The 25,981-nt window shown below is 30.2% G+C and carries 21 protein-coding genes and 1 other annotated feature (1 of these 22 cut by a window edge); of the genes, 3 read left to right on the top strand and 18 right to left on the bottom strand.

Annotation, left to right across the window (positions count from 1 at the left end):
• Nucleotides 1-793: 793 nt before the first annotated feature.
• The 4 genes from BUB34_RS02010 to BUB34_RS01995 form a co-directional block, all read right to left on the bottom strand.
• Entirely contained in the window at nt 794-3,079 is a 2,286-nt protein-coding gene (locus BUB34_RS02010) for a S8 family peptidase (protein ID WP_073123720.1), read from the bottom strand.
• Between the two features lie 13 nt (nt 3,080-3,092).
• Nucleotides 3,093-4,214, bottom strand: a complete 1,122-nt coding sequence (locus BUB34_RS02005) for an AAA family ATPase (protein ID WP_073123718.1) — start codon at nt 4,212-4,214, stop codon at nt 3,093-3,095.
• Nucleotides 4,215-4,769: 555 nt separating this feature from the next.
• Nucleotides 4,770-5,816: a hypothetical protein gene (locus BUB34_RS02000; protein ID WP_073123716.1), complete on the bottom strand. Its 1,047-nt coding sequence runs from the start codon at nt 5,814-5,816 to the stop codon at nt 4,770-4,772.
• A gap of 145 nt (nt 5,817-5,961) precedes the next feature.
• Nucleotides 5,962-6,291, bottom strand: a complete 330-nt coding sequence (locus tag BUB34_RS01995; RefSeq protein WP_073123714.1) for a hypothetical protein — start codon at nt 6,289-6,291, stop codon at nt 5,962-5,964.
• A gap of 56 nt (nt 6,292-6,347) precedes the next feature.
• Between BUB34_RS01995 and BUB34_RS01990 the strand changes: the two genes are divergently transcribed.
• Nucleotides 6,348-6,920 (top strand): SIMPL domain-containing protein, encoded by a 573-nt coding sequence (locus tag BUB34_RS01990; RefSeq protein WP_073123712.1) that lies wholly within the window; start codon nt 6,348-6,350, stop codon nt 6,918-6,920.
• Nucleotides 6,921-7,277: 357 nt separating this feature from the next.
• On the opposite strand, the gene BUB34_RS01985 is transcribed toward BUB34_RS01990, so the two are convergent.
• A complete protein-coding gene (locus BUB34_RS01985; protein ID WP_073123709.1) occupies nt 7,278-8,177 on the bottom strand; it encodes a C40 family peptidase in 900 nt (299 codons plus the stop codon).
• 290 nt (nt 8,178-8,467) lie between these two features.
• Here BUB34_RS01985 and BUB34_RS01980 point away from each other — a divergent pair, with 290 nt between their 5' ends.
• Complete coding sequence (locus tag BUB34_RS01980; RefSeq protein WP_073123707.1) at nt 8,468-9,820, top strand: urease accessory protein UreH domain-containing protein; 1,353 nt, start codon at nt 8,468-8,470, stop codon at nt 9,818-9,820.
• Nucleotides 9,821-10,045: 225 nt separating this feature from the next.
• Here BUB34_RS01980 and BUB34_RS01975 read toward each other — a convergent pair whose 3' ends face one another.
• From BUB34_RS01975 to BUB34_RS01965, 5 genes are all read right to left on the bottom strand, one after another.
• The gene (locus tag BUB34_RS01975; protein WP_073123705.1) at nt 10,046-10,510 is read right to left on the bottom strand and encodes a hypothetical protein; all 465 of its coding nucleotides are present in this window, start codon (nt 10,508-10,510) and stop codon (nt 10,046-10,048) included.
• Nucleotides 10,511-10,552: 42 nt separating this feature from the next.
• A complete protein-coding gene (locus BUB34_RS13710) occupies nt 10,553-10,678 on the bottom strand; it encodes a hypothetical protein (RefSeq protein WP_278276658.1) in 126 nt (41 codons plus the stop codon).
• Between the two features lie 36 nt (nt 10,679-10,714).
• Nucleotides 10,715-10,873 (bottom strand): hypothetical protein, encoded by a 159-nt coding sequence (locus tag BUB34_RS13185; protein WP_159430045.1) that lies wholly within the window; start codon nt 10,871-10,873, stop codon nt 10,715-10,717.
• Nucleotides 10,874-11,028: 155 nt separating this feature from the next.
• The gene (locus BUB34_RS01970; protein WP_073123703.1) at nt 11,029-12,057 is read right to left on the bottom strand and encodes a hypothetical protein; all 1,029 of its coding nucleotides are present in this window, start codon (nt 12,055-12,057) and stop codon (nt 11,029-11,031) included.
• Nucleotides 12,058-13,289: 1,232 nt separating this feature from the next.
• Nucleotides 13,290-15,764: a heavy metal translocating P-type ATPase gene (locus BUB34_RS01965; protein WP_073123701.1), complete on the bottom strand. Its 2,475-nt coding sequence runs from the start codon at nt 15,762-15,764 to the stop codon at nt 13,290-13,292.
• Between the two features lie 167 nt (nt 15,765-15,931).
• Between BUB34_RS01965 and BUB34_RS01960 the strand changes: the two genes are divergently transcribed.
• Complete coding sequence (locus tag BUB34_RS01960) at nt 15,932-16,990, top strand: cell wall-binding repeat-containing protein (RefSeq protein ID WP_073123699.1); 1,059 nt, start codon at nt 15,932-15,934, stop codon at nt 16,988-16,990.
• A gap of 93 nt (nt 16,991-17,083) precedes the next feature.
• On the opposite strand, the gene BUB34_RS01955 is transcribed toward BUB34_RS01960, so the two are convergent.
• The 8 genes from BUB34_RS01955 to BUB34_RS01920 are packed head-to-tail and all read right to left on the bottom strand — an operon-like array spanning nt 17,084 to nt 25,607.
• Complete coding sequence (locus BUB34_RS01955) at nt 17,084-18,916, bottom strand: GTP-binding protein (RefSeq protein ID WP_073123697.1); 1,833 nt, start codon at nt 18,914-18,916, stop codon at nt 17,084-17,086.
• Nucleotides 18,917-18,943: 27 nt separating this feature from the next.
• Nucleotides 18,944-19,744: a sulfate adenylyltransferase subunit CysD gene (gene cysD / locus BUB34_RS01950; RefSeq protein ID WP_073123695.1), complete on the bottom strand. Its 801-nt coding sequence runs from the start codon at nt 19,742-19,744 to the stop codon at nt 18,944-18,946.
• Between the two features lie 18 nt (nt 19,745-19,762).
• Nucleotides 19,763-20,530 (bottom strand): ABC transporter permease, encoded by a 768-nt coding sequence (locus BUB34_RS01945; RefSeq protein WP_242948800.1) that lies wholly within the window; start codon nt 20,528-20,530, stop codon nt 19,763-19,765.
• A complete protein-coding gene (locus tag BUB34_RS01940) occupies nt 20,442-21,281 on the bottom strand; it encodes an ABC transporter ATP-binding protein (RefSeq protein ID WP_073123692.1) in 840 nt (279 codons plus the stop codon). The genes BUB34_RS01945 and BUB34_RS01940 overlap by 89 nt, the downstream gene beginning before the upstream one ends.
• A 35-nt stretch (nt 21,282-21,316) precedes the next feature.
• Entirely contained in the window at nt 21,317-21,631 is a 315-nt protein-coding gene (locus tag BUB34_RS01935) for a 4Fe-4S dicluster domain-containing protein (protein WP_073123690.1), read from the bottom strand.
• Entirely contained in the window at nt 21,628-23,304 is a 1,677-nt protein-coding gene (locus BUB34_RS01930) for an adenylyl-sulfate reductase subunit alpha (protein WP_073123688.1), read from the bottom strand. Before BUB34_RS01930 ends, BUB34_RS01935 begins: the two co-directional genes overlap by 4 nt.
• Nucleotides 23,305-23,320: 16 nt before the next feature.
• Nucleotides 23,321-23,908, bottom strand: coding sequence for an adenylyl-sulfate kinase (cysC, locus tag BUB34_RS01925; protein WP_073123686.1), 588 nt, complete (start codon nt 23,906-23,908; stop codon nt 23,321-23,323).
• A gap of 28 nt (nt 23,909-23,936) precedes the next feature.
• On the bottom strand, nt 23,937-25,607 hold the full coding sequence (locus BUB34_RS01920) for a nitrite/sulfite reductase (protein ID WP_084120103.1): 1,671 nt from the start codon (nt 25,605-25,607) through the stop codon (nt 23,937-23,939).
• 336 nt (nt 25,608-25,943) lie between these two features.
• Nucleotides 25,944-25,981: a binding site (T-box leader), on the bottom strand; it runs 197 nt beyond the window's last position.

Here is a 25,981-nt window from a genome sequence, read left to right as displayed (position 1 = left end):
GAATCACTGCTAAAAATGCTTTACTTAGCAAGCCAAAACATAATGAAAAAGTGGACTATGAGATATAGAAATTGGGATAGTATTTATAACCAACTATCTATATTCTTTGATGGTAGAATATAAATTTTAAAAAATCTATATTCAGATTTTGTTGAAGGATAAGTGCTTTTTAAAAATTACATATACTTCACTAGATTTAGTTTTACCATTTTTGAATTAAATATCCAAAATATGAATAATTAATTCAAACTTACAAATATTATTATTAAATTACATTGCTATAGAGGAGCGAAATTACTCTAAAGCACAAATCAATTTACACTCTCACTCCTAGCATTGCGACACAGAAAAATAGTGTAAGAAGCTCTTTATTCCCTAGTTATGTACCTATTAATAAAAAGATAAGGCTTTACACAGAAGACTATTTACTACTAGAATATTCACCTGACGATTCTATATGTGAATTCATAGATAAATATAGGACAAATAATAATTTAACGTTAATAGAATTTTCACAAATAATAGGATTCAGTTTATCCCATATTTGAAATGTACTTCATGGTAAAAAACCTAGTAAGGAATTTATAGATAAAATTTAAGTTCTTAGGAATACTGTTTTTTAAATTAGGTTCTACTTTAAATAAGACATATAAATTATATTAAATATAATTTATATGTCTTATTTTATAAACTTACCAATTGAGTTTTATTCAAGTTAAGTATAACTTAGTAGCTAAATAACCGCTAAGTTATACTTAACAAATAAATGTGTTCGAAGTCAGTATAGATTAGTTTAATAACTTTGTCTAACTCTTTGTCTGATTTCTAAATCATTAGTTATAAATCCTTGATTTCTCAACTCACTTACTACTTCTGAGTAAATATCATAATTCTTACCTGTATTATCTTTTATAGTAACTATTAATACAAACTCTTGTGATGGCACTGGTGTATTGTATCTAGAAGTCATAGAAACTTTTAATTTCCATCCATTAGTTACTTTTATTCCATTGGATATATTCCTGTGATATGATTTCACCGGGCTCCACTTAAATCCGTTTTCTACCTGCGAATATTCATGTTTATCTTCCCAATTTTTTTCTAAAGGTACTTGGCCTTTAAAATCTGGCTTTCCAGTAATATCATATTTATATGTTCCAAACGAAACATCTATATTAGATCTACAGTATTCTTTTCCATAATTTATATCTAATGGAGGATTATATACTAAAGTCATATATATTTCTCCCATATACTTATTATTGTTAATTAACGATGGTGGATACGGAAAATCCATCAACTCCAAGTGACTTCCATTCACTATTTTCTGTTTAAATACCAATGTTATTTCATTTTCACTACACATTAAAATTTCATCATGTTTATTTGATGGCATACCAAAACCTACATATTTTATGCTCTCATCATTAATATCTAGTACGTTTTTTGAATTAATTCTAGCAGAATGTATTATCATAGCTTTTGACAACAACAAATCTTCAGTACTTAATTCATCTACTATACTTGCATACTTATTAACAATTCTAGGTGCAGAATAACTAGTTCCTATTTGTTCAACAAGATTACCCTTAATATCCATACCTTTCATACCTACTCCACAGCAATCAAGGCTACTTGTACAATTTCCACCATAGTCAACTAAATCAGGCTTTACTATAAAGTTTGCTCCAGGACCCCTTCTGCTAAATGGCGATGGTTCATTTACTTTAACGATAGAATTAGTATCAGATTTATATGCAATAGAACCTACTGTAATTGCTCTAACAGAATCAGCAGGTGATATTATTCTATCATGATCTCCTATATGATCTTCAGGTGGCCAATTTCTTAAAGGTAAGAAATTTCCACTTGATATAATAAATTGTACATTGTATTTATCTTGTATATAATCGCAGAACACTGCTAAATCTGACATGCTACCATCACAAACTTTATTTGGTATTCCTAATGATAAATTCCATATCTTAACCTTATTATGATGCTTACCAACTACTTGTTCTATTATATACATTAATTCATCTTCAGATATTGTATCAGTTAGACCAAAATTTTCATCGCCATTGGGTATAGCTATTACATCTAGAAACCTGTATCTCTTATTAACATCTCCATCTATTTCATTAAGTATGTTTCCATACTGTATAGTCGAGGCAACGAATGTACCATGAGATGGATTTTGGTATGGTTCAGGTACAAATACTTCTCTTCCATATACCCATTGTTCAATATGCGAATTTTCCTTACTTATTCCACTATCTATTATTCCTATAACTACATCGCTAACAACTTCATCTATATCATCTTTATCAAATACATGATCAATTATTGTATTTTCATCTTGTACTGATGTATACTGTTGAAAAAAATCTATTGACTTAATTCCATTAATATTTGCTACCTGTATAATCTCTTCAAATGACTGGACCTCTACTTTTATATATTTTATATTTGATCCAAAAATTAAAGTTTTCATATTGGAGCCTAACCCTATCCTGGTAAGTTCACTTCGTATATGGTTATCTATAAGGTTATTATCAAATTCATTTTCAAAATCAAAAGTTGTTATCTTAATTTTATTTTTAACAGTATCAAATTTATTAATATTATTTAAGTTTATAATATCTTTTGATATTTTTTCTTCATTAGTTACTGGTTCTATAGTTTCTATAGCTGTTAAATTAGACTCTATTTCTTTTGTTATTGACGTCTTTATAGTCTCGATAGTAGACTCTATTCCCTTTTTAGTTAGCTTAATATATATTTCATTTAATTCGTTTCCACCTATAATTGGGCATTTTTTACATAAGCCACTAGGTTTATGACTTTTCGCTATAGCTTCGCTCTTAACTTTTATTTTACCTACAGTTGGCATTTTGTCATTAAGATCAAAAACATCTTTATAATAAGATAAGCAATTTTCAAACTTTTCTACGATATTAAATTTTAATTCTTCCGTTACCTCGCAGAAAAATTTTCTGTCTCCCCCTCCACTAATGTTCTTTTTTATATCCTCCCCTCGAGGAATAACCATTTTTATTGGTAAATTTCTATCTCCCATACAGCCCTCCTGATTAACCTTTTAGTATATTTCCTACTTGCGCTTTAGATATTCCTAATATATTACCTATAACTATATAGCTAAATATTTTTTCATCTAATTCTCTTAAGAACCTAACTTGTTTTTTAAGTACATCTTTTGTATCTTCGCAATTATTTGCACAAAAACCTCTATATTCAAATATTTCATCAAATATATTCTTTAAACTCAACTCATAATCAAATATTATAGATTTTCTAATTGCTTTCTTTATAAGCTCCTCTATATCTGATCCACTCATAGATTCTAAGGCAATTGATATAAGACTTCTATCCTTTGAATCTAACTTTAGGTTCTCACCTAAGAATATCTCCACTAATGCTTCTCTTGCTTTTCTATCTGGTAGATCTATTTTTAACTTATAGTCAAACCTTCTCCATATTGCTTTGTCTAACAATTCTTCATGATTTGTAGCTGCTATTAACAGGCTATTCTCACTCATATTGTCAATATTTTGTAACAAACTATTAACTACTCTCTTTAATTCTCCTAGTTCATTTTCATCATCTCTAGCTTTAGCTATTGCATCAAATTCGTCTAAGAATAGTACACACGGAACCTTTTGAGCATATTCAAATAAATATCTAATATTTTTTGATGTTGTCCCTAAATAAGATGAAATCATACTATCCAATCTTGCTATAACTAAAGGTAAGTTTAGCTTACTAGCTATATAGTGAGCAGTTTTTGTTTTTCCACATCCTGGAGGTCCATACATAAGTAGAGTGTTTGACATTCCAACTCCTACAGCATTTAATTTATCCGAATTTTTATAACTAAGTAAAAATACGTCTACATTCTTACTATTCTCTTCCGAGAACACTACTTTTTCCATAGCATCTAACGGCATTATAGTATCTGCAATAGGAACTCTTGATTCAGTATCTACTGGAACTTTGAAAGATTTTCCTACATTCATAGGCTCTAAATTTTTACTTTGGGCCATATCTAAAATTCTTGATAATCTATTTGCATCTTGCGCCTCACCATCAGCTTTTAGTTTATCAATTAATAGTTGCGTATAACTATTTACTTTTAAGTTATCTAATTTTAGAGCTCCTTCAATAATTTTACTTATTTCAATTGAATATTTCATATTCTCACCTCAAGATAATTTTAACACTAGTTCCACTTTTTGTAAACAAAATATATATTTTTCATGGACGAAATATGAATTTTTATAGACAACAACGGTTATTTCGTAGAAACTTCCACATTAAGCTTTTTTCACTTCATAGTTTTATTATTATACTTAGGTTTTAAAATAAATATTGCCACTCAAATTTAAGTTTTATTTGTCCTATGCAAATAGGCATAAAAAAGAAGGATAGCCTAAGGCATCCTTCATAACTATATCTCTTTTACATAGACTTTATGTACCTATCTACCGCTAAGTCCATAGTATACGTCTCACCAATCATCAACTAATATATCTAATTTTATATTATCATTTTTTCTTGGCTATTTTTTAATATAGTGTTGAAATTAAGTGCCCATCAAAGGTAGTAGAAACAGTTCGCCTACTTTTGATGAATAATATATAAATATTACTTATAACACATTTATCCTATTCATCAACTTTTTTAAACTTCAACACTGAGTTAAAATATATACTAATAAGATATTTATTTAGGTTATTCATTTTAGGAAATTATATATCATACATATGTAATCTATCAAAGTCTTTTTGCAAGCTCATATACCTTATAATTTCGTTTATATTGTTATGTACTTTATATAAGTTTCTATCGTAATTATACATCATGGCTTGCATATGCTCATTTGGCTTAAGAAAGTATGCATTTATCTTATCTTTTCCTGAATTAAATTTTGCTGAAACACGATGATTTCCATCAATAATAACTAAATCTGGTTGAAATATTGGGCAAAAGGCAATTATAATTGGTTCTTCGCTATTTACCACCGTATCTAAATGACTTTCAACAATATTGGATCTATCAACTAACGAAATTAATTTATCTACTTTAAATTCACGTTCCTTAATATTATATTTCTTTATTATATCCTTTGCCTTTGAAACGGACCAAGATATTTCATAGCTACATTGTTGTAGATTAATTGTACGAGTATAGCATTGACCTTTTGGATCTTTTAATAATTGATAATCTTCTTTATCAATATTATCTATATCTTTCAAAAGACATTTTCTATACTTATCGATCAATTCTGGCATTTGTTCATATACCAGAGGAAATTTCTTATACATATTTTCCATGTATGTAAGAAATGGTTCTATTCTAAGCACTTTCTTAGCATTTTTAATAATATTCTTTGCATTCTCAAATGATTGTTGAATATTTATATCTTCAAATCTATTATGTTTAATATAATAGCGAATTTGTTCCGGTGTTACTTTTAATAGACTAACTTTTGAAATTCCCTTAGGAACAGGATAAGAAATACATAATGGTGGTAATATATTTCCATTGTTATTATGCTGTTTTAAAATAAAATTTAATAACTTCTTGTCTATTCCTCTTACTACCCATCTGTCTTGTGAATTTTGTGGCATATTATATTTAAAATTATTAGCATCATTTTCTTCTAAAAAGAGATATAACCCTTGTTTTGAATATAAATCACCCGTTAATTTATGATTTCTATATTCCATTAAACACCAAAAAGGTTCTCCTTTAATATGAGGACCTGGTAATAAATCTATATAATTTTTAGACATATTAAACCTCCAACAAAGTTATATTAGTACAATATATGCTAGTGTACATAAATTTATCTTAATTGGATGGTTTGTTATTTATATAGTTCTAGTAACTACTCTGCTTATATACTAATGTAGACAATAATTCCCCTTTATTTAATTACTACATTTCAAGTGAAAATTCTTCATTTGAAATCTTAACTGTATTTTCCATTATATAAGCAAGTAAAACTATACTTTTTAGAGAGTTAACCTCTGTATAATAATTTACAGTTCTTCCATGTAAAATTTTATGTCTATTAAAATCAGGTAAGTTATCAAAATTACCACTTTCAAAAAACCTTGTTAGTGAAATTAAAAAAGAAGAATCAATTAAGCCTAATATATCCTCTAAGGTATCTATAGTTTTTCCAACTATACTACTTAGTGCAAATTGCTTTTTTCTATTATCAATTTCTTTGTAAAGCTCATTTTTGCTATAAAACTCATGCATTACGCCTTCATATAAAGTTATGATTGTAGGAATAACTAACTCATGTCTACCTTGCTATGGCTATTTTAACATTAGGAGTTACAACAGAGTCTAAGGACGTTAAAGTTGCTCATAGTGAAAATAACAAAATAATTAACAACATATTAAGTGATTTGTATAGCATAGGAATAAACAGAGAAGATATTCAAACAGTAGATATAAGTATAAAAAAGGCATACGATTATGGTGATGGTAAACAAACATTTAGAGGGTATGAGGTAGTTCATATACTTAAAATAGTAGTTAGAGATATAAATTTAGTAGGACAATCTTATACTTTAGCAGTTGAAAATGGCACTAATAGTGATATTAACATAAACTTTACAGCTTCAAATCTTGAAAAATATTATGACAGAGCTTTAGTACTAGCAGTTAAAGATGCTGTAGATAAAGGAAAATTAATGGCCAATGCTTTAGGAGTTAGAATTAAAAAAGTTCCTAGTAATATATCAGAAGTAGTTATGTCTCAAACACCTAGGCCTAATCCATATCAATTTGCTGTTATGGACGCAAAAGAAATTAGTACTCCTATATCTGAAGGTGTATTAGAAGTGAAAGCAGAAGTTAATGCAGTATTTTGTACATATTAAAAATCTTTTTGCTCGTGTCTTAAGCGACATTGAAAATATGGTCCATTGCTCAAGCTTATTAGTTGGAAATTATAATTTATTACAGGTTAGATAAATTATAATTTCCAACTAATAAGGCATAGATTATTTAATCTATGCCTTTTTAGGCCTCTTTGCTTTACTATTAGTACAACTCTGCAATTTTAGCTATATACTAAGCATGTCATTAGGTAGAATGCTATTGAACTACATACCATCATTACCTAACTACTATATTTTAATTAAGCTTTTTTCTGTTTCACCAATCTGATAAACTTCTGCGCTATAGGATGATAAATAAAAAAACAGCTTGATAACCAAATTATCAAGCTGTTTTTATTAAGGTCTTTTAGACGTTACGTATGCATTTTTATAATATCCACTAGTTATATCAGATATTTTTACTACATCTCCAGTCCTTGGAGCATGTATCATTTTTCCATTTCCTATGTATATACCAACATGGTTAACACTTCCATTGTTATCTGTATCTGAGAATATTAAGTCCCCTGGTTGAAGCTCTGACCTAGATACATATTGTCCATATTGACTTTGAGCTATTGAAGTTCTAGGTATAGTTTTACCCATGGCATTTTTATATACATACCAAGTAAGACCAGAACAGTCAAAAGTATTAGGGCCTTCTGCTCCCCATACATATTTTTTACCTAATTGTTTATAAGCTAATTCTACAACAGCTTCTCTTCCTACTCCTCTAGATGGAGCTTGAGTATTTTCATTTGTGCTGCTTATATTGGAAGTTAAATATGTACTTGAAACCCATCCTATTAGTCCATTTGATGTTTTTATCTTTGACCAACTTCCGCTTTTTTCTAATATATCTACAACTTGTCCATTACTTAATGATCCTACTTTGCTATATGAAGTTGATGGACCTTTTCTTATATTTAATGATGATGAGGTAACTTTAGCTTTTCCTTGAGAAATTTCTAGGCTACTCGTTGAAATTTCTCCTTTTGCTATATAGTCATCTGATGCCCATCCTGTTTTTCCGTTACTTAGTCTTATATTGTACCATCCATTTGCTGAAGATAATATTTCTACTTTGTCACCTTTATATATTGTTGTTATTTTACTATAATTAGTTCCCGCTCCAGTTCTTACATTTAATGCACTTGCTGTTATAGTTCCTACTTCTTGTGCATAAGATTCATCTGCACTTATACCTAAGCCTAAAGCAGACAAACTTATAGCTGCAACTATAGTACCTTTGTTCATTACACATCCCCCTTGTTACGGTAATTTCTTACTTATTACAAAGAAGAAACTTTTCATCAATTTTCTGAAAACTCCTCTTAGTAATTTTTCATGTTTATATAATAACGAAGAATTATGGGGAAAATGTGTAGAAAATGTTATTTTTTTAGTTCTTTATTTAATATTTGTTGTTTAGATGTTAGATATTGTAATATTATTTTTAATATCTTTATGAAAATCTCACAAGTTCCACACAATTTATGTTTATATTTATATCTATAATATATTTATTGCACGAAAGGGGAATAGAGATGTCTATAAAAACTCAAACTTTACATGTCAAAGATATGGTATGTAATTCATGTGAAAGAATAATTGAAAAAGATCTTAAAAAGTTAAATGGGGTTAAAGATGTTAAGGCTAGTTTTAAAACTTCAAAAGTTACAATTAGTTATGACCAAGATTGGTGTTCTTACCTGGATATAAAAAGTACAATAACAAAAGCCGGATATACTGTGGTAGCTACTTCTCATTCTAATTCTAAGGACAATTCTTCACAGTTTATTATTAATGCTATTTTAATCATTGGGTTACTCTTTGTTATGACAAAACTAACATCAATATCTAACTATTTTAATATATCATCAATATTAGAATCAAACGTAACATACATGGTTCTTTTCATAGTTGGCCTATTATCTTCTCTTCATTGTGTTGGTATGTGTGGCGGAATAATGTTATCTCAAAGTTTATCTCAAAATAGTATAAAAGCACCTTTATTATATAATCTAGGTAGAGTTATATCTTATACAATACTTGGTGGTGTAATAGGAGCCCTTGGATCTGTACTTTCTATAAATACTGGAACATCGATAATAATCTACATAGTTGCTGGGGTATTTATGGTTATTCACGGAGCAAATACTATGGGATTTAGTGTTTTTAGAGGATTAAGTTTTAGATTACCTTTTCTTTCTAGATGTTCTTCAAGTAATTCGAAATCTACTCCTTTTGTAATTGGTTTATTAAATGGATTTATGCCATGTGGTCCACTACAAACAATGCAACTATTTGCTTTAAGTACAGGCAGTATGACTCAAGGGGCTTTAAGTATGTTTATATTTTCAGTAGGTACAGTTCCTTTGATGTTAATATTTGGTTCTATAGCAAATTCATTAAGTAAAAATACTAGTAAGAAATTAATAAAGTTTAGTGGTGCTTTAATAGTAGTTTTAGGTTTAATTACAGCAAATAGAGGTCTTGCATTAACTGGAATGGACTTAAACCCACTAAAGAATTCTAATAGTTTTATATCATCAGCTGGCAATTCCGTAGAAGATCTTGAAGAAGGCTATGCAGTTGCAACTATTGAAGATGGAGTTCAAACACTTAGACTTACTGCTAGTTATTCTGGATATACACCTAGTCTAGCGTATATTCAAAAGGGAATACCAACTAAACTTATTATAGATGGGCAACAAATATCAGGATGCAACAATGCGATAATTATACCTTCATTAAATGTTGAAAAAGAGTTACAAGAAGGTGAAAATATAATAGGAGAATTTACTCCCGAAAATACTGGCAGTATAGATTATAGCTGTTGGATGGGAATGATTGGCGGTAGTATAGAGGTTGTAGATGATATATCTGACATACAATAATTAATATAAACTAATTATATAAATTAAAACAGCATCTTTAAAGATGCTGTTTTAATTTTTAAAAATAAACAAACCTTTTACAATATATTATAATAGATACATATACACATAGGGTTATATGACATTATATTTTACAGTTAAATCACATGAAATAAGAGGGCTCTGGATCTCTTATTTTTTATAAAAAAGAGTGATATATTTCTACATTAATCTCTTAATAGCACTTTAATACTTTATATTTTTTTCTAATAAACCGTTTATTATTTTAAATCCATTCTTCTGATAAAAATGTACTTGTCTCTCTAAATTCGACTCGTCCGTGCTAAATAAATCCCCTGTAATTTTAGTTAAATTATAAATCATCGCTACTCTTTCTAAAATTGGTATTACTTTAGTTCCAATTCCTCTATTTTTAGTTTTAAATATTTGAATATCTCCTAGAACAAGTTCATCATTATTAATATAAAAAATAACTTTATCATTACTATTTTTGTAGTCAAAGATATTTATTTTTCCTATCTTAGCTCCATCACAGTCTGAAATTGTAACTATAAGATATACAGCTTCTCCTTTTTTATCAATCATAAACTCCTCGATTAATAAATCTTCAGCCTTAAGTTTTTTGAATGCTTCTACACGTTCTAACATCTTAGGTTTTGGTTCTTTCTTAAATAGTTTATCTAATATCATAATACCCCCTATTTAGCTAAGTATGAAGGTATTATAACATAATTATCTAGGTATTAAATATGTATATGTATAACCTTTTTTCTTTAATTCTTCTACTTTTGCATTAGCTGTATTTTTATCTTTCCAAGCTCCAATAAATTCCCACCATAATAGTTCATCCTTATTCACTAGCTTTGGATCATCAATAGTTTTATTTAAAACTCCTCATGTAATCAATTTAGCTAAATCTTTATCTCCGCTATTAGCAAATTGCGTACTTAATTTTCTAACTACTCTTTCGGCATACGACCTTGCTATAGAGTTAGGATATTTAGATGAAGCCATAATTTTAAATAAAATATTTTGTGCATTCTTCAGTTTCACTTAACATTCTCGCTATACCTTACACTAACCGACTACAAAGACATATTCTACAGGTTAGGTATGGTCTAGCATGCTCCATAACAATTTCTAACTAGATTTTTTAGCATGCATAATCTTATTAACTAAAGTAAATTGTGGAGCAGCTAAGTCTTACATTAATCGATTGAAAATCCGCCTTTATGGATAGCTTCCTCTTCTAAAATTGGTTTAAAATACGATTCTAGATCCTGAAAGCTCATATTTTCTCTCAGTCCTTTCGTTGAATCTAAAAACTTACAGTTCATTAATCTATCAAACATAGCATCACAAGTTCTTCTTGGAAACATACCCAGAGTACTTTTATAAAAGCTATCAAAAACACCATAGTGGTGTGAATGTATAAATTCATCCCAAGATTTAACTAATTCATCTTCACTTCTTATATCAATGATTTCAATTTCTTCTAAATTACGATCATGAATTTCTCCCCATCCATTTTTCAACAAGGCTATTGCTTCTTTATCTGTTTTAGGTGCACTATAACCAAAAACGGTCACTATATATGCTCTCTTCATATAATGACTTATGGCATTCCAGTTATCTTTTATATAATTGTCAGAATTGTAATCTTTCTTTGCAACTGGGTATAATAGCCTTATTGGGCTAAAATGCTCATTGCAAATAGGACACCTATTCATTATTGCTCCAACACTCTTATGTTTTTCACATATTCCTATTGCAACGTTTCCATGTAAAAATAATAATTTCGGTAAATCCTTTGTTATTCTAATTACCCTTTGATACGCTTGCAACAATAGTGGATCCCAATTAAATGTAGCAACGCAATCTTTCTTTCTCAATGATAATAGTAGCACATCATATATAGTTGGCTCATCTGGAATTTCGAATTCAGAAAAATAATTCATTATTCTACTTTCTAATATTCTCTTAACATCGTCGCAGTCTGTTCTGCTATCTAATTCGGAATAAATATCTTCTAGGTTTTCACTTGTAGTTTTTAAGCTAACACTTTCTATAATATCCCTCATATCAAGTTTATCAATGAATCCCCACATTACTGAGGTTTGCTTCCCATTCTTGTCACCATTAGGGATAGCAGCTATACTTGCCCCTGCACCCAATATTACCAGATGCGGTCTTCCTTTCATAAGGTTCTCATACTCAACAAATTGTTCATTGCTCATAAAACCACCTCCTAATACTAGAAATTTATTTCAGATAAATCGGTCATTCTCGGAATCAAGTTCGTGTTTTATATTATTATATCTGTAATTCTTGAATCGTAGTTCGTAAATGCCTTTTTATATCTGCTCTTTTTTCTTCTACTATATGTCTTGGGATACGCGGTGACAGGTCTATCATCCCACCAATACCTATTTGTTAGATTATATTGTGTACAAATATACTACTAATCTAGAATTCTCTCTATATATTTCCTTAGATCATTACAAATTCCTTCATATTTCTTTCGTTTCGACACAAAAGAATTGTGAAAAAGTCATCTGCACAAAACTATAAATAGCATTTTATATTCATCCATTTGTTTTGATTAGTTCAGCTACTCTCCCTTCAAAATCCATATAAGCAAAAAGAGCATATGAAATGCGACTTTTAAATTATCGTGGATTTCAATTGTGGAAGCGAGTCTCATTGGATCCACACCAGAAACTACGACTTTTATCTAATAACTCATCTTACTAATTCTAAATTTATAAAATATTTTTATATCCTAATATTATACAACTACGTACCAATTTATAGTTTAGCTATATACTAAAAATATAGCAGTATTTTCAACATCATTAAGCCTATTCATTCATTTTTAAATTTAGATATTGATTAAAACATAGAATTAATTTTGATACTATTATATAAAAAAGAACCCTAATAAAAATCTAGTAGAGTTCTTTTTATCTATATTAATTGTTTAAAGGGACAGTGATATTCTTACTTATATAGTTTGAACCCTCTAAGTCTTAGGATATTACCTAAAACCGAAACTGCACTTAATGTTATTGCAGCTACTACAAATATATGAAGTACCCCTGCTTCTATAGGCATACCTATAACATTGTATATGAATCTCTATAATATATCTTAATTTATGTTTTTATTGTATTTTTACTTAATCAAACTTCTTTGTGAAATACATTATTTAATAAAAAAACTCCGCTAGAATTTAGCGGAGTTCTTTTTTATTAAATTATAACCTAAGGGGGTAGATAATATATTATTATCTACAAATATATATTAACATCGAATTATGTATTTTTTATGTAGAAATTTAATCTTGTTAAATTAATATTTAAATAACATTATATTTATATTGTTTGAATTTAACGCAAAAGAACCCTACCTAAAATTTAGTAGAGTTCTTTTTATTTATATTAATTATTTAGAGGGGGCAAATATATTCTTACTTATATGGTTTGAAACCTCTAAGTCTTAGGGCATTAGCTAAAACTGATACTGAACTTAATGCCATTGCAGCTGCTGCAAATATTGGATTTAATTGTGGGCCTCCAAACATATAAAGTACCCCGGCTGCTATAGGTATACCTATAACATTGTATCCAAATGCCCAGAATAGATTTTGCTTTATATTTCTTATTGTGCTTTTACTTAATTTAATAGCTGTTGGAACATCCATTAAATCACTTCTCATAAGAACTATATCAGCTGATTCCATTGCAACATCAGTACCAGAACCTATTGCTATACCTATGTCTGCTTGTGCAAGTGCTGGAGCATCGTTTATTCCATCTCCAACCATAGCTACTTTTTTGCCTTCTGATTGAAGCTTTTTAACTTCATTTGCCTTATCTTGTGGAAGTACTTCTGCAAGTACTCTATCTATTCCAACTTGTTTTGCTATTGCACTTGCTGTCTTTTTGTTATCTCCTGTTATCATAGCAACTTCTATACCCATTTCATGTAGCTTTTGTATAGCTTTTGCACTACTTTCTTTAACAACGTCTGCAACTGCTATTATACCAGCTAACTTATTGTCTATTGCTATATACATAGGTGTTTTACCTTCTTCTGCTAATCTATCACTTTCGTTTTGTAGATTTTCTAATGCTACACTTCTGTCTAACATTAATTTTCTATTTCCTAATAATATTAAGCTATTTTCTATCTCAACTTCTATACCATGGCCTGGTATTGCTTTGAATTTGTCTACCTTAAGAATTGGTAGATTTTCTTTTTCTCCAGCTTTAACTATTGCCTCACCAAGTGGATGTTCTGACCCTTTTTCTGCACTTGCTGCAATCTTTAAAAGTGTGTTTTTATCTACAACCTCAGTTACTACTATATCTGTAACCTCCGGTTTTCCTTCTGTTATAGTACCTGTTTTGTCAAATACTATAGTGTTTATTTTGTGAGCACTTTCAAGTGCTTCTCCACCTTTAATTAAAACACCATATTCTGCACCTTTTCCTGTACCAACCATTATAGCTGTTGGAGTTGCAAGGCCTAGTGCACAAGGGCAAGCTATAACCAATACTGCTATAAATATTGTAAGTGAAAATACTACGCTTTCTCCACTAAAGTACCAAGCTAAACCTGATAAAGTAGCTATTGCAAATACTATAGGAACAAAATAACCTGATACTATATCTGCCATTTGAGCTATAGGTGCTTTTGATCCTTGAGCATCTTCAACAAGTTTTATTATTTGTGAAAGTGCTGTATCGCTGCCTACTTTCGTAGCTTTAAATTTAATAGATCCATTTTTGTTTATACTTGCACCTATTACTTTGTCACCTTTATTCTTTTCAACAGGTATACTTTCTCCTGTAAGCATTGATTCATCTACTGCTGTATGACCTTCTGTAACTTCACCGTCAACAGGTATTTTTGAACCTGGTTTAACTAATATTATATCTCCTACTTCAACTTCTTCTATAAGTATTTCTATTTCTTTATCATCTTTTATTATTATTGCTGTTTTAGGAACTAGACCCATAAGTTTTTTTATAGCTTCGCTTGTTCTTCCCTTTGAAACTGCCTCAAGTGATTTTCCAAGTAATACCAACGCTATTATTATACCTGCTGTTTCAAAATACATATTTTCTACAGCTTCAAATTGCCCAATAGATATTCTATATGCTGCATAGAAGCTATATAGTACAGCAGCCGATGTACCCATTGCTATTAAAGAGTCCATATTAGGACTTTTATTTAGTATAGCTTTTGTTCCACTTGTGTAGAATTTATATCCTGCTATGACTATTGGTATCGTTAAGAATATCTGTACTAATGCAAAATTCATTGGATACATCATAGGGTCTATAATCTCAGGTATTGGAAGTGTAGGGAACGGTGGCTTTAACATTGGTCCCATAGCTATATAAAATAGTGGTATTGCAAATATTGCTGATATTATAAACTTAGTCCATAAAGTTTTTATTTCCTTTTCTTTTCTTAATTTATCTTCATCAACAGAACTTTTATTCTCTATTTCTAATGCCTTATATCCAGCTTTTTCTATTGCCATTTTTATTTCTGAAAGTCTTACTTTGCTTGGATTATAATTTATAGTTGCCTTTTCTGTTGCCATATTAACAGATACATTTTCTATGCCATCTAATTTCTTAACTACTCTCTCTACAGCTTTAGCACAAGCTGCACATGTCATACCCCCAATAGGGATTATTACTTCCTTAGCTTTAACTTCTTCTAAAACTCCATAACCTGCCTTTTCTATTGCACTTTTTATATCTTCATAAGTAGACTTTGTACTATCGTATTTTATATTTAACTTTTCAGTAGCTATATTTACGCTAGCAGATTCTACCCCCTCTAATTTTTTAGTAACTCTTTCTACGGCTTTGGCACAAGCTGCACATGTCATGCCAGTTACCCTAATCACCTGTTCCTTATTCATAAACTAACCTCCTTATCAACCCATACCCCTAGGGGGTATATATAAAATATATTTATTCCACATCTACATAATAGAATTAAATTGTGTGTTTCTTATGAAGAAATAAAAAATAACAATCTTTTTTATAAAATTCATATTATGATACTAAATACAAAAGGAGGCATATTATGAATTATATTAATAATAATTTATCCGATGAATCATTATTTACATTAAACACTACCCGTATATGTAAAAAAGATCCTATTGATTTATCAATAGAAGTATCAAAAATGAGTTTTACTCATATGAAACCCAATGCGGTAATTCTTGTAAATAAGAATAACTTATTTGATGGTATTGCTTCAGCTTCTCTTGTTCATTTTCCTATTAATGCACCTATATTACTTACAGATGGTAACAATTTGAGTAAAAAAACATTAGATGAGATAATGAGGTTATATCCAAAAGGCTACAATGGCATACAAGCTATCTTAGTTGGCAATATTTCTAAAAACATTGAAAATCAACTGAATAAAGTAGGATTAACTACTTATCATATAGTTGGACGTAACCACTATGAAACAGCATGTGCAGTTGCTACTATAAAAAATGGTGCTAAAAATATATTAATTGTATCTGGTGAAAGTCTTTCTGAAGGAACTCCAGCTACTTTTTGGTCTGCTCATCATGGTGATCCTATATTATATGTAAATAAAAATGAAATTCCTAGATGTGTAATAGATACAATAGGACAAAAACAAGAAGTTAATATTTATATTGTGGGTTCAACAAATACTATATCTGAATCAGTGGAAAATTTTCTATCAAAACTACCTAATGTAGGAACTATAGATAGAATTACCGGAAACAATCCTTATGAAATATCAGTTAACTTTGCAAAATATAAAGATAATCAAACTGAATTTGGATGGGGAAGAGATTATAAAGATGGTCATGCATTTACATTTTCTTCTTTAGATAATCCAATGTTAATAGTTCCTTCAGTTTTGTTCGCTCATATGGGTAAGCATACTCCACTTATTTTAGTAAGACGTAATAATGTACCAACAGAAGTAAAAGAATATATAGAATCAGTTAAGCCAAATCCACCAATGGGTATGCCAAAACCTCCATATATGCATGGATTCATCATTGGCTCTATTGATGAAATATTTTATAATACTCAAATTGATATTGAAATGTTGTTATCAATTGAGCATAAAATGGATGATGTTATGATGTAATAAAATATCTCTGTACTAAAAAAGCCCTTTTAAAAGGGCTTTTTTAGTACATTTTAAGGATTTAAGAATATGGATAGATTGTTGTACTTTAGATTAATATCCTAATAGCTCCATTATAGCTTCAGCTTTTTTATCTGAGTTAAATTCAGCATCATCTACATAAAGAGATACAACAGGATAGTTAGATCTTTCATAATCAAATACATTGTCACTATCTTCACTAAATGCATTTGGATTTCTCTTTTTACATATTTTATTATCAGCATCTACAAAAATCTCTACATAATTATTTTTGCCTATTATTTCTCTTGCATATTCTCTGTCTTCTTTAAATCTACTAACTGATGTTACTATAGTTATAGTTCCACTATCAGCAAATAGATTAGCGACTTCTGCTATTCTTCTTGTTTGTTCATGGGCATCTTTTGCTGTAAATGAAAGGTCAGAGCTTAATCCAAATCTTAAATGTGATGAATCTATATAGTATACCTTTTTACCAAGCTCGAATAATCTCTTTTCAAGCTTAACAGCAATTTCATTTTTACCACAACCTGGTAAACCGCTAAGCCAAATTACCCTTCCCTTTTGATTTAAACTGTTTTCCCTGTCTTTTCTAGAAACCAATCTCTTTCTTATTGATATATTCTTACTCTTTACTTCCTTAATTTCTCTTTTTAATGAATCTTCAACTTCTGAAATAATTCCACCACCACTTATATCGTAGTTATCAATAATTACGAATCTTCCGGTAGCCTGTAGATCGCTAAACTTATCAAAACATATAGGTTGTTTTGTCTTTATTGTAACCTCAGCAACATCGTTTTTCTTTATGCTGCTTAGATCTTCACTATTTTCTAATGTAGCAGCATCTATTATTTTATTTATTGAGATTATATCAAATTCTACTTCTTGAGTTGCAAGCTTTAATTTATATCTTTTATCTTTTAAAAGATTATTTTTACCAAGCCAGAACACATTTGCATTGAAGACATTAGCTACAGTAATAGAATCTTCCTTATGACAAATTATTTCCCCTCTTTTATTATAGAATTCATCTTCTAGGGTAATACCTACTGACATTCCCGCTGATACCTTATCCGTTTTGTCACTTTCTTGCCAAGACTCGATATATTTTACTCTTGTAGACTTACCACTAGGATATACTACAATCTCATCTCCTTCTTTTAAGGTACCCGCCTCAATTCTTCCTGCAACTATTCTTCTATTGTCAAATTTATAAACATCTTGAATTGGAAATCTCAGTGGCTTTTCTTCAATACCCTTTTCTTTTTCTATATTATCCATATTCTCAAGGATTGAATTTCCATTATACCAAGGCATCTTTTTAGAACTCGATACAATATTTTCACCATTGAAAGCGGAAATAGGTATATACTTTTCAGGATATATGTTTAAATTATTTAGAAACTCATTAAATTGAGTTTGTATTTCATAAAATCTTTCTTCTGTGTAATCTACTAAATCCATCTTGTTTATAGCTACATATATTTTCTTAATACCAAGTAGTGAAAGTATATATCCATGTCTTTTTGATTGTTCTTGTATGCCTTCTTTAGCATCCACAACTAAAATAGCTGCTTCTGCACTTGCCGCTCCAGATATCATATTCTTTAAAAATTCTTTATGTCCTGGAGCATCTATAATTATATAGTCTCTTTTTTTAGTAAAGAATTGAAGCATAGTTATATCTATAGTTATTCCTTGTTTTTGCTCTTCTTCAAAAGCATCTAAAAGAAATGCATATTCAAATTCTTTTCCATTGTCAGCAGATATTTTTTTTACCTTTTCTATTGCTCCTTGTGGAAGCGAATTTGTATCATAAAGCAATCTTCCTATAAGAGTTGATTTCCCATGATCTACGTGTCCTACTACAACTATATTTAAATTTTCTCTTTCTTTAGTCACTTTTAGCACCCCCGTTTTTTATATTTTTTACATATATCCTTGTTTTCTAAGTTTCTCTAATGCATGTGAATCCTCTTGATCCTGTGCTCTTCCTGATCTCTCAGTTTCATTAGAATTCTTTAACTCTTCAATTATTTCATCTATAGTAGTCGCATTTGAGTCTATTGGATTTGTACATGGAGCACAACCTAAACTTCTATATCGCTTACCATCTTTAGCAAAATATAAATCAACTAGAGGAATATTTTCTCTCTTTATATATTCCCAAACGTCAATTTCTCTCCAGTTTATAATAGGATGCACTCTTATATGATTTCCTTTCTTGAAATCGGTTTTGAATTGATCCCAAAGTTCAGGTGGCTGATCAGTGTAATCCCATTCTGATTCAGAATTTCTTTCACTAAATACTCTCTCTTTTGACCTTGAACCTTCTTCATCTCTTCTTATGCCAACAATAAGTCCTTCAAATTCATGCTCTTTCGTTATTTGATTAAGCCCTTCTGTCTTTAAAGCCTTACAACAAATAAGTCTACCTTCATGTGGCCCCATACCTTCTTCAAGTGCCTTTGTATTTGTATTAACTATTAATTTTAAGTTATATTTTTTGGCAACTTCATCTCTAAAAGTTATCATTTCAGGTATTTTATATGTGGTATCTACATGTATTAAAGGGAACGGACAGTTTCCAAAGAATGCTTTTTGTGCAAGCCATAACATTACAGTTGAGTCCTTTCCTATAGACCATAGCATCCCAAGCTTACCAAATTTCTTATAAGCTTCCCTTAAAATATAAATACTTTCTGCTTCTAATCTGTCTAAATGATTCATTTTTACTCCTCCCTAATTTTAAGCATTTTTTAATCCAAATTTACGCCTTACAGAAGACTCGATATTTTCAAATACAACTCTATCTATTACAAGACCAACTACAATAATCACTACCATAATCGCAACTATCTCGTTTATATCGTTATACTTCTTTCCATTGCTTAATATCTCTCCTAATCCATTCATTGAAGAAGCTATCATTTCCCCTGCTATTAGTCCTCTCCAAGCAAAAGCCCATCCTTGTTTTACTCCAGATATAATAACTGGGATAGCTGCTGGGAAAATAACTTCTTTATATAATGTATATCCCCTAGCTCCAGTCATTTCTGCTACCCTAATATAAGTAGGGTTTATATTTTTAATACCACTTTCTATTGCCATAGATACAGCAAAAACTGAACCTATAATTACTACAAATAGTATCGCTTTTTCATTTACTCCAAACCACAAAACTGCAAAAGGTACCCAGCATACGTTAGGCATAGTTTGAAGAGCTCCTAATAGTTTGACAAAACTATCTCTTGTTGATTTTAGTTTTAGGATAAATATACCTACAAGCAATCCTATACACAAGGAAATTAGATATCCAGTAAAAAGTCTTCTTAAACTTATTAATATAGCTACACCTAAGGTACCATTTTTTATCATTATTGAAATACTTTCAAAAACCTCCATCGGAGAAGGAAACCCAATAAATCTATAAACCAATTCCCATATCATTATTATCATTATATAAAATAGAATCTTTTTCCAAGTTCCATCCTTCATCATACTCTGATTTAGCAACCTTCTCCACCTCCTTTTTTAACTCTTTCATAATCTTTGATACCATATAGGTTACATCCACGTTACCTATTTGTCTTGGTCTTGCAAGCTGTATTTTAAATTCCTTCATTTGAGAATCAATACTTGATGGCATAAGAATAATTCTATCAGCTAAAAGTACTGCTTCCTCAATACTATGTGTTATAAATACTATGGTTTTTTTTGTATTCCACCAAATTCTTTGAACTTCCAATTGAAGCAATTCCCTAGTTTGACTGTCAAGAGAACAAAATGGTTCATCCATAAGCAGTATGTTTGAATCTAAGCAAAGCGCTCTTGCAATAGCAACCCTTTGTTTCATTCCCCCTGAAAGTTCATGTACAAAACAATCTTTAAAGTTGGTAAGGTGCATCATATCTAGGTACTTTAGTGCCCTTTCTCTTCTTTCGCTTTTTGAAACTCCTTCAATCTTCATTCCAAATTCCACATTGTCTATAACCTTTAACCATGGAAAAAGCGCATGTTCTTGAAATACAACTGCTCTATCTGGTCCTGGAGAATTTACTTCTTTTCCATCAAGGAGTACTTTTCCATCTGTAACTTTTTCAAATCCAGCTATAATATTAAGAAGTGTTGATTTTCCACATCCTGATGGTCCTAGTATACATACAAATTCACCATCATTTACAGTTAACTCTACATTTCTAAGTATTTCAAATTCCTTGTTAGCACTCCTATATTTTTTACATACACCCTCCATTATTAGACTCATACTGTCCCCCCTCCTAAAAATTCATGAATAAATAATTAGTACTTATTTGATTCTTTTCTATTAGTATTTATCACCGTTTCATTTCCATCATTATCAATTATATGCCAGTTTAACTCATCACTTTTTTGCTTAACATATAGACAAGCACCATTTCCACCTATATCTGATCCTAAATAGTATTTTATAGCTGATTCGCTACACTCTTTAAGACAAGCTGTACATCCCCAGCAGTTCTTCTCATATTTTATATATGCTTTATCATTCTCATCTTTATAGATTAATCTTCCTGGGCAAACGTTTGCGCATTTACTACAGCCTACACACTTTTCTTTATCGATTTTTATACTCATGAAATCTCCCTTCTTTCAATTAAATCCCTTAAAAGTATTTGGACATTTCCATCTTTATATATTGAGTTAACATACTTCATCCAATTATTATCATCTTTTTCTGGAAAATCTGCATTTTCTTGATAACATCTCCATCTTGTTTCAGCCCTAGCCATAAGATGAGCTATCAGCACCTTTGCAACATATAGACGATCAATTATTTCATATATAAAAAGTAGCTCGTGACAGTCATTTGCTTTAAGTTTTTTAGATATTTGAATTAGTTCATCTATTCTATTTAAAGCAGTCTTTAGCTTTATTTTTGTATAACTATAACCTTGAGATATACCTCCTGCATATTCGTCCATTGTCTTTTGCATAACCTCTTCTACCTGGTCTATAGTATAAATAGTGCCTTCATTTTGAAAAAATCCATTTATTTCACTTAACTCACTTTGTATTTCTAACTCATCTATTTTCTCATTAGTTTTGTTTTCTATATAACTAATGGCATGATTTGCAGCAATTTCTCCTTCTGCAAAACAACCTGTCACATACTTTTTTGGGCTACCCCCAGCTACATCTCCTGCTGCATATAATCCTTCTAATGTAGTTTTTCTATCTATATCTATCCAATATCCACTAGCTGTATGGCCACCTACTATATAAGGTTCTGTTCCTTCTATCTCTACATTTTCAGTACTTGGAGATGTATTGCTGTCTACCCACTTTAATGTTTGAGCTGGTGCCATATTTAAATATGCTTTAAATAACTCATTTTCTTGTTCGCCGTTTATATCTTTTGTCTTTAAGAAACAAGGTCCTCTTCCATTTAAGTTTTCCATTACTGTTGAATACAGTCTGTTAATTGTAGTAGCTTTCCCGTAATTTTTAACGTATCTTTCTCCTAAGCTGTTTACCTGAGGAGTTCTTACTCCTTGAGCAATAGTACCTGTAGGTGCAATTGTATCTTTACATCTTAGAGCTATAAATCTCATCTCAAATGTAGTCATCTCTGCTCCAGCTCTTATACCCATTGCATATCCTGCTCCTGTATTAAAAGGGCTATACCACATCTTATGTTTTGAAAATGTAGGGTTATTAGGTTTGTATATTCCAGCTGCTCCCCCAGTTGTACATATAACTGCTTTTGAGTAAATAACATAAAACTTTTCTTCATCAATGGAGAATCCGTAAGCCCCTATCACCTTATTATTTTTTAAAATATAATCAGTGATATTTAGTCCATTCATAACTCTTATATTTTCTTTTTTACTTACTTCACTTGCAAGTAAAGGCTTAATATTTTCACCATTTATCTTTATACTTCTCTTTCCTCTTGAAACATAATCTCCATTCTCATCCTTCAAAATAGGAAGTCCTGCATCTTCTATCTTTTTGGTAACACTGTTTAGTTTCTCTGCTATTGTATATACTAAATCTTCTCTTATTACTCCATTAAATTCATCTTTTACATAGTCTACAAAAGACTGTGGAGTTTCCCCTTCTGTTATATAGGCATTTAATGCATTAACTCCTGCAGCCAAACATCCACTTCTTTTTATATTTGCTTTTTCGGCTATTATCACTTGTACCTCTGATTTTTCGGAAGCAGTAAGTGCTGCAAAACATCCTGCTGCTCCCCCACCAATTATTAGAATGTCTGTTTCTAATACTTCTGGCTTTAATTTCATTAGGTCACCTCCAATTTTAGTAATTGAGATACTCTATAATTTTATCTACACACTCATCTAAGTTATTTAAATAAGTCGATACTGTTATTTCAGGATTTTCAGGATTTTCATATGGAGAATCTATCCCTGTGAAGTTTTTTATTTCCCCATTTCTTGCCTTCTTGTATATTCCCTTTGGATCTCTTTGTTCACATACTTCTAAAGGACAATCTATAAAAACCTCTATAAAATCTTTTCCTAATAAATCTCTTATCTTTTCTCTATCTTTCTTAAAAGGAGATATAAAAGTAGAAATAGTGATAATCCCAGCATCTACAATTAATTTTGAAACTTCTCCAATTCTCCTTATGTTCTCAATTCTATCTTCTTCTGAAAAGCCAAGATCAGAATTTAAACCATGCCTTATGTTATCCCCATCTAACAAATAGGTAATCTTTCCCATTTCATGAAGCCTTTTTTCAAGTGCAGAAGCTACAGTAGACTTACCTGATCCTGATAGGCCTGTAAACCAAAGAAGAACTGATTTCTGACTTAAGAGTTCTTCTCTATGTTCTCTTTTTACATTCATATCATGCCAAACTATATTAGTTGCCTTTTGTTCCATTTAATCACCTCATAGCATATAAATTTATCTATTTCTTAACAGCAAACTTCTCATCACATCCAAAATCATAATATAAATCAGGATTTTCAATAAAGCTCTCTATATTTGAGTACTTTTCTATTAAATCTTTTATTTCATCACGTTTATTTTCTAAAAACTCCTCAAAATCTTCAAAGTTTGAAGTTACTTTTAAATTTGCCAGTTCCAACACAAATCCTGGTATCTTTTTAGCGGGTATATCTCCATAAGTTTCCCCTATCTTTGCAATACCTGCTCCAAGCTTTCCTCCAAATGATACAGAATATGCAGGAACAAGGCCATCAGCAGTATTCTTAGCTCTTCCACTAAGTCCAATCATTCCTTGTTGATGCTGACCACAGGAATTAGGACATCCAGATATAAATACCTTAGGAAGTGTACTTTTAACTTTTTCATCTGCTTCCTTAAAAGTTTCTCTTATTGATGCTAAAAGATTTTGTGAAAGACAAATTCCTAGTGAACAAGTAGTATGCCCTATACATGCAACAGAATTATCTATATTGTGTATAGATGAGATATTAGAAGTAATATTTATTAGTTCTTTTGCATCATTAAATTTTAAATCTCTTACAACAAAACCTTGAGTTGTTGTAAGTCTTATAGATACTTCATATCCTAGATTATTTAAGAACCCAATTAACTTATCTAAGTCTTTTGAATCTAAATTACCACCTTCTGGATGAATATACACTGAATAATAACCTAACTGCTTTTGTGCAAATAATATATTTTTATATTTTTCGTTATCTTTAAGAATTTGATTTACTTCTTGTAGCGTTTGTAAAGGTTCTATATCATTTTTTATATCTTCTTCATCCATATTAAAGTCTAAATTCACCTCTGATTTAACTTTTTGTAGTTGTGAATTAAATAGTTCAAGGAATTTATCATCCCCTAGTCTATGTAAAATGTATCTTATTCTAGCCTTATGTCTATTATTTCTATCTCCTTCTTTATCAAATACTTCCATCATAGCTTGTGCATAATACAATATATCTTTATCTTCTATGAAATCAGCAAGCTTTAATGCCATTATTGGACTTTTACCAAATCCACCAGCTCCATAAACTTCGAAACCTCTTACTCCATTATTTATCTTAGCTACAAAGCCTAAGTCGACCATTGTAGCTTTGCCAGTATCTTCTTTTGTATTTGAGAAAGCTATCTTATATTTTCTTGGAAGTTGTAGCGCAGTAGGATCTTTTATAAGGTGATTTATAACTGCCTTAACGTATGGGGTTACATCAAATACTTCATCTAAAGCCACTCCAGAAAGGGGAGAACATCCTACATTTCTTACTGTATCACCGCAAGCTCCCTTTGTAGTTATATCAACCTTTATAACATCTTTCATTACATTATATATGTTGTCAATTGGTAGCGCTTGGAACTGAATATCTTGTCTAGTAGTAAAATGTATTCTTCCATGTCCATGCTTCTTAGCTGCTTCACTTACAGCTTGAAGCTGATTTAATTCTATAACTCCTCCTGTAGCCCTTAACCTTACCATGTAGGTCCCTTTGACTCTCTGTTTGTAAACTCCCATTGCAACAATTCGTTTTCTGTATTCAACAACGTCAAGTTCATCTTTTTCACATAATTCTGCGCTTTTTCTAAACTCCTCTATATCGTTTATCATTTCATCCGTTATTCTAATCATTATTAACTCTCATCCTCCTTAAATTTTTTTGATTTGTTAACTTAATTATTATTGAACCTGTATCCATATGTGAAAGAATTATAGAAAATTAAAACTTCAAATATAATATCTGAGAGTTTAACCACTCTATAAAAAACTCAAAGCTATCGATTTTATATACCTGTACCCCCTAAGGGTATACATCTTAGTTTAGTTATATACCTACATTGTGAAGAACTTATGTAGAGGAATAAAAAAAATATTTTTTTAACATATAATTTATTGACAAAATCAGACATTCTACTATCTATCTCATCTTTCAGTACAAAAACAAAAAACCTCCCACCTCCAGAAAAATCCAGAGGCAGAAGGTTATTTCCGCGGTTCCACTCTGA

Source organism: Asaccharospora irregularis DSM 2635 (assembly GCF_900129815.1).
GTDB lineage: Bacteria > Bacillota > Clostridia > Peptostreptococcales > Peptostreptococcaceae > Asaccharospora > Asaccharospora irregularis.
The sequence above is the reverse complement of the archived record's forward strand: the minus strand, read 5'-3'. Positions and strand labels throughout refer to the sequence as shown.